General features: G+C 36.7%; 11 protein-coding genes. 6 read left to right on the top strand and 5 right to left on the bottom strand.

All coding sequences use genetic code 11. The annotated features are described in order from the left end of the window. The first annotated feature begins 319 nt into the window (after positions 1-319). Entirely contained in the window at positions 320-1,369 is a 1,050-nt protein-coding gene (locus A3M5_RS23530) for a hypothetical protein (RefSeq protein WP_018395871.1), read from the top strand. Positions 1,370-1,864: 495 nt separating this feature from the next. Then, on the top strand, positions 1,865-2,245 hold the full coding sequence (locus tag A3M5_RS0121775) for a hypothetical protein (protein WP_018395872.1): 381 nt from the start codon (positions 1,865-1,867) through the stop codon (positions 2,243-2,245). Positions 2,246-2,995: 750 nt separating this feature from the next. On the opposite strand, the gene A3M5_RS0121780 is transcribed toward A3M5_RS0121775, so the two are convergent. The 5 genes from A3M5_RS0121780 to A3M5_RS0121805 all read right to left on the bottom strand — a co-directional run bounded on the left by A3M5_RS0121780 (position 2,996) and on the right by A3M5_RS0121805 (position 7,027). Further along, positions 2,996-3,451: a helix-turn-helix domain-containing protein gene (locus A3M5_RS0121780; RefSeq protein ID WP_018395873.1), complete on the bottom strand. Its 456-nt coding sequence runs from the start codon at positions 3,449-3,451 to the stop codon at positions 2,996-2,998. 135 nt (positions 3,452-3,586) lie between these two features. Continuing rightward, positions 3,587-3,766 carry a protein rep gene (locus A3M5_RS26320; protein WP_502685426.1) on the bottom strand — a complete coding sequence of 60 codons (180 nt, stop codon included), beginning with the start codon at positions 3,764-3,766 and terminating at the stop codon, positions 3,587-3,589. A 586-nt stretch (positions 3,767-4,352) separates the two neighbouring features. Continuing rightward, on the bottom strand, positions 4,353-5,045 hold the full coding sequence (locus A3M5_RS0121790) for a hypothetical protein (protein ID WP_018395875.1): 693 nt from the start codon (positions 5,043-5,045) through the stop codon (positions 4,353-4,355). Positions 5,046-5,931: 886 nt separating this feature from the next. Next, the gene (locus A3M5_RS0121800) at positions 5,932-6,336 is read right to left on the bottom strand and encodes a PBECR3 domain-containing polyvalent protein (protein WP_018395877.1); all 405 of its coding nucleotides are present in this window, start codon (positions 6,334-6,336) and stop codon (positions 5,932-5,934) included. 163 nt (positions 6,337-6,499) lie between these two features. After that, on the bottom strand, positions 6,500-7,027 hold the full coding sequence (locus A3M5_RS0121805; RefSeq protein ID WP_018395878.1) for a hypothetical protein: 528 nt from the start codon (positions 7,025-7,027) through the stop codon (positions 6,500-6,502). Between the two features lie 670 nt (positions 7,028-7,697). Between A3M5_RS0121805 and A3M5_RS25905 the strand changes: the two genes are divergently transcribed. The 4 genes from A3M5_RS25905 to A3M5_RS0121825 all read left to right on the top strand — a co-directional run bounded on the left by A3M5_RS25905 (position 7,698) and on the right by A3M5_RS0121825 (position 9,767). Further along, positions 7,698-7,871, top strand: a complete 174-nt coding sequence (locus A3M5_RS25905; RefSeq protein WP_018395879.1) for a hypothetical protein — start codon at positions 7,698-7,700, stop codon at positions 7,869-7,871. Between the two features lie 163 nt (positions 7,872-8,034). Beyond that, positions 8,035-8,208 carry a hypothetical protein gene (locus A3M5_RS25910; RefSeq protein WP_018395880.1) on the top strand — a complete coding sequence of 58 codons (174 nt, stop codon included), beginning with the start codon at positions 8,035-8,037 and terminating at the stop codon, positions 8,206-8,208. A gap of 801 nt (positions 8,209-9,009) precedes the next feature. Beyond that, a complete protein-coding gene (locus A3M5_RS26745; protein ID WP_152333376.1) occupies positions 9,010-9,177 on the top strand; it encodes a hypothetical protein in 168 nt (55 codons plus the stop codon). Between the two features lie 242 nt (positions 9,178-9,419). Beyond that, on the top strand, positions 9,420-9,767 hold the full coding sequence (locus A3M5_RS0121825) for a hypothetical protein (RefSeq protein ID WP_018395882.1): 348 nt from the start codon (positions 9,420-9,422) through the stop codon (positions 9,765-9,767). The last annotated feature ends 537 nt before the right edge of the window (positions 9,768-10,304 follow it).

Below are 10,304 nucleotides of genomic sequence, written 5' to 3' on the forward strand. Positions count from 1 at the left end.
TAAAATAAAATTAATCTAAAACTGTCAACACTTGTATAAATGCTGAAAGTTTGCTATAACTAGAGTCAATTAAATCGTGCGGAAAATAAAAAAAAGCAAAAGCGCGTTATAGTGTGGTTGGAGCCATCTATAACCGTCCACCGTGACCAGACCACGGTAAACACTTGCTTTCGCCTTCTTTTACATTAATGCCTATATTATACGGGAATTAAACGTAAATTTCAAGGGAAAGTGTCTCTTTTAAGGTAGTCTAAAAGATGTGTTTACCGAGTACATACGGTAAATGCATCTTTTTGTTTTCTCAAAAGGAGAAAAAACCATGACAGTAAGCAAACTAGTATCCACTGAAGAATTTAAAAAAATGATCAGCTATATGGTGTATGCGGAGAATCACAAGCAGCAACAATCCATGAAACTAAAACTTTTAAAGGCCGTGGAAAAAGCGTATGGCGAACGCTACTGGCGACTGAAAAAAGGAACGCGCGACGCCATCGATATGATGTGTTGGTTTGCATCTGAGCGTGGCTTCGTTTTTGCGAAGGATGATTATTTTGCAGATCGATACGATGTATCCGACAAGACGATCCGAAACGTAGCCAAGAAACTGCGTGAAGCTGGCGTCCTGTTCACGGTGTATCGTCGTTCCAGCACGCAGAATGGACGGAGCGCACCGGTCCATCTCTTTGTCGATCATCCGTATTTTTCTTATTGGGAAGAGCAGCTTGAATTAAGCCGTTGCCAAGCTGATTGCCAAGCTGAAAATGCTGAAACTCCTTGTAAGAGTAAGGACGAAAGCGTAAAAAAAGACTCTACCTCTTACTTACCATTATTAAAATCTTTTAAAACCTTACGTAAGCAAGAACCGTTGATCGATTCATCCTTTACACCATCTCATATTCCAAAACTGTTTATCGAAACGGTCAGCCTGTTTTTCGATGAAGCAAAGGATATCTATCGTTTATGGGGCAAAACTCAACTAGCTTATCGTAAAAGCTCTCTAGAAGTATCTCTGGAAGAACTCCTTCCCATTGTTGTTCAGTCGTTTAAAGAAACGATCTTTGCTCAGAAGCATAACCGGATCAAAGGCTCTTTTGATGGCTATTTCTTTGGCACGCTTCGCAATCAGTTTAAATTGTTACAGGAACAGAAAGACCAGCCTTATTTACACAAAACGGTCGGCCAAGAACAATATCCTGTTTTTATGGCGCGTAAAGAATCTATTCGTACAGAACAACTTCCGGAATGGTTTTTGAAGCAAAGACAGGGTAAGGAACAACTAGAATTGGACACGGATCATGATGAAATGTTTCTCGCAGAAAAAGCAAAACTGGAAGCGATTCTTCGTGAAAGGCAGCATGACATACGCTAAAACACGTTCATTTTTTAAAAAAAGATGCCGGTTATTTGCTGTCTCTTTTTCTAAAATGCTGTGGAATCTTCTTATTCTTCATCATTTTTTCAGGGGCTTTATCTGTCGAAAACAAAAAAAAAATTTCTCTTTTTAGCTTTGTTGAGGCTTATCGACTGTCCATGTTGGTCGGCAGTAATTGAACAAGGCTATTAAAACCTAATCAATATTTAAACACCATACAGCTATAAAAATCAGCAAGATAAATTTAAAAACGTGTGCAAAGCTGAGATAAAATAGGGGGACGTAGTCGGGACATACCTCGAAAAAAGGGGGACGCGGTGGGGACATTTTCGTTACTTTCATGTACCCATCGTTTTGTCAGGCTTTGCCTGCCCCCACACCATCAGTGGGGGCAAAAACCCCTTATGCTCATACTCACTTTAAAAACAAAAGTACAGCTTGGAACTCTAAAAATTCGTTCAACCAATCCTTGTACAGGAGGTGGAGACTTCGGTGAAAAGAATATTGTTTTGTTTCTCGTTATTTACACTATCTATTTTGTCTGCTTGTAATGAATCGACGTTAAGCTTTAGTGAAATTGAAAACGTACCAAGTGATGTACAAGATAAAATTGAATCGAACCACAGGCTTCAATTAATTGGCGGTAGTGAGGATATTTACACCTCTTACATCATTTATCGTACAGTAGGAAAAGTGAGAACTGATCTTGAGGCTCAAGGAGAAACCGTAAAAGTGAAGTTAGATGAAACGAATCCACAAGATAATGTAAGTAAACCTCATGCGTATAAATTAACGGTAGATCCTGAACATAAAATTATTGAGGTCTGGATTAATGGGAAGCTTACACCATTTGATAGTATGACCGATTTCTAAATGATGCCCTTTCCAAAATTATTAATTTCTTCACATCAATTTAAATGATTTGCTGAAGAAAAAAACAAAAAAATGAAGTGCCGGAAATAGTTTATTTGTCAAACCGTTTTATTTTTGAAACGGTTTGATAAATAATTCTTAATGGTCAAATGCAAATCCCATTAACTTTTTTGAAACAATGTTTTGCTGATGATCATTTTTAATTGTGTATCAATAAATAAAAATAGAGCGTTTCAAAAATGAAACGGTTGGATCTTCTTTTGAATAAAAGTGATTTTCTGATTTTGAAATTTAAAATTCGTATCCGATTTTCCTTTTTTGTTTGCTCGCGTTTGAATTATTTTTTGATTACTTATGTTTGGGCCTTATCGACCTTGAGATTGGATGGCCTGGTTTAAAGCGTTGGCATGAGCATAAGGGGTTTTTGCCCCCACCGATGGTGTGGGGTCAGGCAAAGCCTGACAAAACGATGGGTACAAGAAAACCTCTCAAGTGTTGACTCACTGTTGACTCAAACTGAGGTACTGTTGACATGGTGTAGACCTGTAAATTTTTCCATGATGATACGGTGTTGACCTCTGTTTTTCTAATGCTGCTCATTTTTTTAAATTTTTAATTTCGAAAAATAAAAAATTGATTAGTTTTTAAAACAAAGAAAGGGGTATGTGATGCTACCCCAAATATAAACTTCCTAAATGATTGTTTGTTTTAAAGCAAAAAAAGAGTAACGTTATCGCTACCCTTGATTGATTAATCAATATATTTATTTTTTAACTGATCCGAACTAATGCCACCAAACAACATTAAAGCTAATGGTAAAAAATTAGATACGGCTTTTGGTAAGCCTTTTAAAATCATAATATCTGTACCAACAAAATGATTTAGGCCCAAGATAATTAGTTTCGCCACTAATAGAAACACACCTAATAAAAACACACTATCAAAAAATACTTTCCATTTCGGATACGCCAGTTGCTTACTATCTCGAATTACTTTTTCTTTCAATTCTTCGTCACTCCTTAACAATTCATCTATCGTGATACCGAATATATCACTCAAATCAATGATCACTTCGATACCGGGATAGTTCTTGCCAGTTTCCCATTTTGAAACGGACTGACGACTAACATGAATTTTTTCAGCGAGGTCAGTTTGTGACCAACCTCTTTTTTCTCGTTCCTTTTTTAATCGTTCACTAAAAATCATGTTATTCATCGCCTTTCCTTACTTTCCAGTATTGTTAGAGTGAGTAGCTAAAGTAAAGATAGTTCTAGGCGCACCAAGGCGCAACCTATCGTTGTCATTTAAAAAACCTTGCCTTATCGGACATAATAATTTTGTCTATCCCAATTCCACATTGCAACAATTCCACATTGCAACAATGCTATAAGCATTTTCTGAAATCTCATCATTTTCTTCGCCAGTCTGAACGAGATCGCCTTCTTCAACGCTATCGAGATTTAATTTTTTATAAATTGTTTTCAAAAGTCCACCGTAAGAAATAAATCGTTTTCTATGCAGCCCTTCTTATCAGTCAGCCACTCGTTTCAGATTTTTTTCTTCGTCGTCTGTCATTTTGTTCTTAACGTTATAAAAGCGTAAAATCCTGACGCAACCCCTTATAACGAAAATCAGGACCGAATCGAATCGTCTTATTTGGTCAATTTCTTTAGTAAAGAATCAAAGTAACCATTCCTTTAGTAAATGATTTCTTGCAGCGAATCTGCGTAGTATGATATTTTCTTGATAGATGTTTTCTTGAAGTGTCAATTTTTGAATTTTGCGTAATGAACAAAATTCAAATAGAGATTTTATTGCTCCAGCAGGCAAGATTTATGCAGGATCTCATTAACGAAAACAATGTATAAAAAACTGTATACAATTATTGTCGTGTACAACCTCAGAAAACGTTGATTTAACGGCAATCCTAGAGGAACTAATTATAATTAAGATTATGTCTACTTCTACGGAGAAAATCTGTTGTAATCATTGATACATAAGGATTTTACCGTCTTTTCGGCATAGAAAAAACGCTCGATTAGGAGCGCTCACATAATGAATAATTATACTGTTTTATAAAATATAGGTTTTTGCAGGTTCCACATTCCTATTTAAACAGCCTCTTCCAGAATGGTTGTTTTTCTTCTGCTTTCTCCAACTTTATCGATTTCTCTTCATCCCATAAATCAATCTCGTCCTCTTCATTCGTCCCGATCTGCTCCAGCTTTTCTAACAGCAGACGTTGATTTTCAAGATTCGTCGCTCGTTCTTCCTCCATCATCTTAATAAACTTGCCAACGATTTCATTTTTGCTCTTTTCTTCTTCGAACGTTATTCTTTTTGTCTGCTTTAATTCTTTTAGTGATGCCATTATCTGAGAATCACGCTTATCCATTCGTTCTTCTATATATTTATCCCGTTCGTCAAGACGCTTTAAAAGCTCTCTATTCAAATCTTTTAGCTGTTCTATTTCCTGTTTCATTTCAGCTAAATTCATTACATCAGAACGGATATCCCTAACGCCGTTCTCGTTGTTCGTCTGTTCGAACGCATCATCTTTATACTTTGCTGCTACAATGATTGCGGCGTTCTGCATCGACATATTCTGTACTTGAACTAAGTCCCTGAATTTCTTCAGAACGATTCGATCACGGTCCGTGAACAGCCGGCGCTTATTATCCGTTCTGCTAAAGAAGTAGTGCTGTTCTTCTAATGCTATACACCATTTTCGAAGTGTACTGTCTCCAATGTTTAAAACATCTGTCATCTCTTTTGGTGAGTAATATGTTACGTTATCCAATCGTTCTCCCTCCGTTCCATATACCGTTATTGTAAAGAATCATTGGCACGCCGAATAGAGAACGCAAGTTTTCTCTGTCGAAGTTGACGTTGACTTTGCTGTCAATACGAAACTCCATACATGTCTTTTCTAGTAAGCAATGGATCGACACAAAGAGGACATTCCAGTACTAAATCAGTAGCTGCAAAGGAGACACCTAAACGTTTTTCTTGCCCCCATCGTTTTATCAAGATTTTTCTGATCCTACACCCTCGGTGGGTGCAAAAACCCCTAATGCTCTTCAGATTTTTACATGGTGCTTTTTTAGGGGCTCCATTAATTCCGTATAAAGATGCGTGAAATCACGGATAATACGCTTTAATTCGAAAAATGAAGGAGGGGATAAGATGGCTACTATGATGGCAATAGCTCTTTACTTAAGCATAATTGGAATTTGGCTCATTCAAAATATAGAAGTTTTCGATGGATCTGTATTAAAGAAGGAGTAAGAAATAATAGTAGTACAAGGAGTGCCAGTGCTTTTGAAGTGACTACATAGCAGATAAAGAAGTATGCGAAAAAGCATAAGAATATAAGGATGAGAACCATAAGATTTAAACGTTCCTGATCCACTCTATTCGGGCCAAGAGACCCAAAACAAATAAAAACCCCCTTCATGAATGAAGAGGGTGTATCGTTTTATAAAAGTTATTAGCAGGGCGGCACTCCTGATCTCTGGTAACTACCCATTGGATAGCGCGTGGGGAACCTTTCCCACCTCAAATAACCTTTATAGGGTTAATTATATTCAGTAACTTGTTCAATTAAACAGGTTTTAACGTTCTTTTCTCGTATTATGATACCCTTTCCCCACCTTTTTGTAAACTATCGTTACAAATTGATGGGTTTAGTTAAAGAACGAAAACGGATGAATACGTCCAGTACGCAAGCGTTTTTGAATCTTATCCGCTCCATTATTCAATATGTAAAAAGAACTCAAAAATAGGCCACTCGAAGTATTCAACTTGATGGGCAATATAACATGATCACTTATTATTTTGTATATCTCTACCGTGTTAGGCTCTTTAGGATTCTGTCCTGCATAATCAGGATTGGCAATCATGGTTGGTATATCTTTATGATGTTTCACAAAGTCATTCCAATGACCACGTCTTTTCAAATGCTTTAAAACACCGGGCGGCATATAGACTTCAAGACCCTCACATTGAATGGAATAATGATTGATAATACATTCAGGGATAATCCCCACTAACTGAGCTTCTCTAGCGTTGATATTTATATTTATTCTCATGAACATTACAACCTTTTCAGGATTCTAGTCCTAGTATATAGGATAATCATGAAAATGAATACGATATATCGGCTGTCGGCTTTTATACTTATTTTGATCGTGGGGCGGTACTTGCTGCTTCTTTTTTTGCACAAAAAAAGGACTGCTCAACTTTCAGCACCCCTCATATCAAATCATTTTCAATTAGATAAGCACGCATAATTTTATTAACTAATTCGCTTTTGTTGCCGTGTTGCACGTTATCCAGAAAACTTGCTATGTCATCATCAAAATAAATGCCTTTATACGTCTTATTCGGCTTGCTATCTTGCTTGCCAGTTATTAGTGCTTTTATTTGTACTTTCATATCAATATCATCATTGCCATCATTATTACTAACATTATTGCTAGCATTGTTGCTACCTTCATCACTATCGTTATTGTTGTTATTATTGCTTTTAATTTTGCTATTGCTAGCTTTAACATTATTGCTAGGGCTTTTTCTTGTTGGTGCCATAACAAAATCATAAATACTCCGTTCGAGTGTGGCAGGATCACCGTCATAATGCCAGCCCTTAACACCAACTTTGTTATAACAACCTGCGGCCTTTAATGCTATTCGTGCTCGTTTTACTCCGATGGTTAAATGATTCTTTGCAACGTCCTCTAAGCTTTCATGCTGCGACAATTCAAGTAACTCTTTTATTTTCATTGCATCCACCTCCATGCTGAATGATTCGACAAAAGCGGCGACTTACCTTTATAACTTTGCTGTGAACACAGCGGACACAAAAGGAGTGTCGAATTTGCCCCCCTCTCTAAAACGCGTCAGATTCGCCTATATGACGTTTTAAGCATTTTCCTATAAATCGTGCGGAAAATAAAAAAAGCAAAAGCGCGTTATAGTGTGGCGCCAACCACCTATAACCGTCCACCGTGACTGATCCACGGTAAACACTTGCTTTCGCCTTCTTTTACTTCAATGCCTGTATTGTACGGGAATTAAACGTAAATTTCGAGGGAAAGTGTCTCTTTTAAGATGATCTAAAAGGAGAAAAAACATGACGGTAAGCAAACTCGTATCTAATAAAGAATTTAAATAAATGGAATAGGTGAGTATTTGTAAAAAATGAAAAACTAAGAAAACAAGAGAAAAATCATGAAAAACGATGAAAGACAGAGATGATTTCGTTTCCATTCCCCATGTTTACGTTTACATGGGGAATGTTTCCGTTTTCACTGACTTTGTAAAAAGAGCCTATAGGGACGATAATAAAGATGTACCAAAGAGGAAGGGGATTACCTAAATTTGTTTGATAAAAAGACAACCGGGTAACCAAATACCGTAAGCAAAATCCAAATTTATTGAGGAGGAACTTTTAATGGCTACTAACAATGGATATGTAAGTACACAGAAATCGAATCGTTCAAATCAGCATTACTCTGCTGACTTTCCAGCTGTAATTACACAGAGATCGAATCGTTCAAATCAGCATTATTCTGCCGACTTTCCAGCTGTAATTACACAGAAATCGAATCGTTTAAATCAGCATTAATCTGCCGACTTTCCACTTCATTGACTTTGTAAAAAGGGTCTACAGGAACGATAATAAAGACATACCAAAGAGGAAGAGGATTACCTAAATTTGTTTGATAAAAAGACAACCGGGTAACCAAATACCGTAAGCAAAATCCAAATTTATTGAGGAGGAACTTTTAATGGCTACTAACAATGGATATGTAAGTACACAGAGATCGGATCGTTCAAATCAGCATTACTCTGCTGACTTTCCAGCTGTAATTACACAGAAATCGAATCGTTCAAATCAGCATTATTCTGCCGACTTTCCAGCTGTAATTACACAGAAATCGAATCATTCAAATCAGCATTAATCTGCCGACTTTCCACTTCATTGACTTTGTAAAAAGGGTCTACAGGGACGATAATAAAGACATACCAAAGAGGAAGGGGATTACCTACATGACTAAAGTTATTACAACTGTTACTGACGCTATGAAATTGTACGGCAAAGAAATGACAAAAGCGTGGAAAAATGGCTCAATCGTTGACAAGAAATAAACAGGGCTTTATAAACACTCTTTTTACAAAAATGAATATAAAGGCAGGACGAATAGACATGATGGTAACGAACCAAACCTATCAAAGTGACCCACCCACCGATTCTCAATCATAAAAAAAGAGAATCGGTTTATTTATGTCAACGTGCTTATTTTATGAGGGTGTCCACTATAAAGAGAGCCATAATAAGCGTTTTTTCTTCGAGATACATCCTACAAACTCTACAAAAGATACTTGCTCTTAACACCTCATTATTTTTAGAAATCCCCTTAGTTTACAAAAATTCTGTATTGTTGGTTATATATTTTATAGATAAGGGGTTTGGTTTTTGTTTTCCAGGAAGTATCAGGAAAACAGGTGGAAATACGGTATCGCCTAGGGAAATACCATAGCTTTGCTGTGTACTTTTTAGGAGTAGTGAAGACACGACTAGGAAAGGAATTAAACTGAACAATCAACAACATAATTTATATTTAAACTTGAGGAATCAGATACCAAAGATAGCATGACATAACCGGTAGGTTACTTATGAAACAAGGACACGCTAATTTGAAGCTACTGATCGATTTTATCGGTATTTATCAAAAGAAATTTCCTTATAAAAATTTGCAAACATAGATGACAAGCAATTACGAGCTTATGTGAAACACCTGTGGAATCAAGGATTAGCAGTGAAAACGATAAATAAGGACTTATCGGCGATTCGTTTTTTCATGAAAAAACAGAACGGACAAGGAATCGTCATTCAAATACAAATAAAATTATCGGACAAAGAAAGTTAAGAGTTAGGAAATAAACAAGGCACAGAGGCGGCAGGAGATTGATAAATTCAAAGAAGTCAGTGGACAAATGGGGAATGAACGGATAGCAGCGATCAAGAAGCTAGCTCGGTTTTCACTACACGTTTTATTGAAATATAATCACGCCTGTTGATTATGAATAATCTGGTAAGAAAACGACAAAAAGGGACGCCCTCTAGTAAAATGTAAGTACCACCGAACATTCTAGAGAAGAGGCATCCCTTATGAAAAAGAATACTACGTTCTCGAAACTGATTCAAAACTTTCTTTCTGATGATGAAATGAGTAAAATCGCGGCTTCCATCGGCTTTGCAGATACTGCCCGCAAGCTGACGATCCGGGTCCTAATTGAATACATGGTCATGGCGGCTGCTTGCGAATGGAAAAGCCTTCGCTACAGCTCAGATGTCGGCGCTGCCGCAGGACTCATCCATGTTGACTACTCGGCCCTGTCCAAAAAGCTAAAGCAGCTGGACTTCCGATTCATGAAAGAAGTGTTCGCATTGATCGCCGGCAAGTGCAATCGCGTAACACGCCGGACGATCAAGATCCCAAACCAGCTTCTTCTATAATGGGGATAATTGTTTTCTTTTTCAAAGAGATTATAGGTCAACTTGATTTAAATTTAATTATAAAACTTTCTGTGATGGTTTTTTTAGGAGGGGCCATATATACGATTTGTGTTCAGCTTTTATATCCTAAAGGTTATTTTCGTCTAATAGGTTATTTTAAATTTAAGAAATAAACCAACTTAAATACTTAGTTATATAATAAAAAAAGCATTACCAATACTTAGAGAGAACGATTTGAATATGAAAAGGCATGCAGCATAAAATAAAATTAATCTAAAACTGTCAACACTTGTATAAATGCTGAAAGTTTGCTATAACTAGAGTCAATTAAATCGTGCGGAAAATAAAAAAAAGCAAAAGCGCGTTATAGTGTGGTTGGAGCCATCTATAACCGTCCACCGTGAACAGACCACGGTAAACACTTGCTTTCGCCTTCTTTTACATTAATGCCTATATTATACGGGAATTAAACGTAAATTTCAAGGGAAAGTGTCTCTTTTAAGGTAGTCTAAAAGATGTGTTTACCGAGTACATACG

Origin of the sequence: Bacillus sp. 37MA (assembly GCF_000372765.1) — a bacterium.
GTDB classification, from domain to species: Bacteria; Bacillota; Bacilli; order Bacillales; family Domibacillaceae; genus Domibacillus; species Domibacillus aminovorans.

Excerpts from the sequence above, each read along its gene's own strand:
- A3M5_RS23530 (WP_018395871.1), top strand. The coding sequence starts at position 320 with ATGACAGTAAGCAAACTAGTATCCACTGAAGAATTTAAAAAAATGATC.
- A3M5_RS0121780 (WP_018395873.1), bottom strand. The coding sequence starts at position 3,451 with ATGATTTTTAGTGAACGATTAAAAAAGGAACGAGAAAAAAGAGGTTGG.
- A3M5_RS0121800 (WP_018395877.1), bottom strand. The coding sequence starts at position 6,336 with ATGAGAATAAATATAAATATCAACGCTAGAGAAGCTCAGTTAGTGGGG.
- A3M5_RS0121805 (WP_018395878.1), bottom strand. The coding sequence starts at position 7,027 with ATGAAAATAAAAGAGTTACTTGAATTGTCGCAGCATGAAAGCTTAGAG.
- A3M5_RS25905 (WP_018395879.1), top strand. The coding sequence starts at position 7,698 with ATGGCTACTAACAATGGATATGTAAGTACACAGAAATCGAATCGTTCA.
- A3M5_RS25910 (WP_018395880.1), top strand. The coding sequence starts at position 8,035 with ATGGCTACTAACAATGGATATGTAAGTACACAGAGATCGGATCGTTCA.
- A3M5_RS0121825 (WP_018395882.1), top strand. The coding sequence starts at position 9,420 with ATGAAAAAGAATACTACGTTCTCGAAACTGATTCAAAACTTTCTTTCT.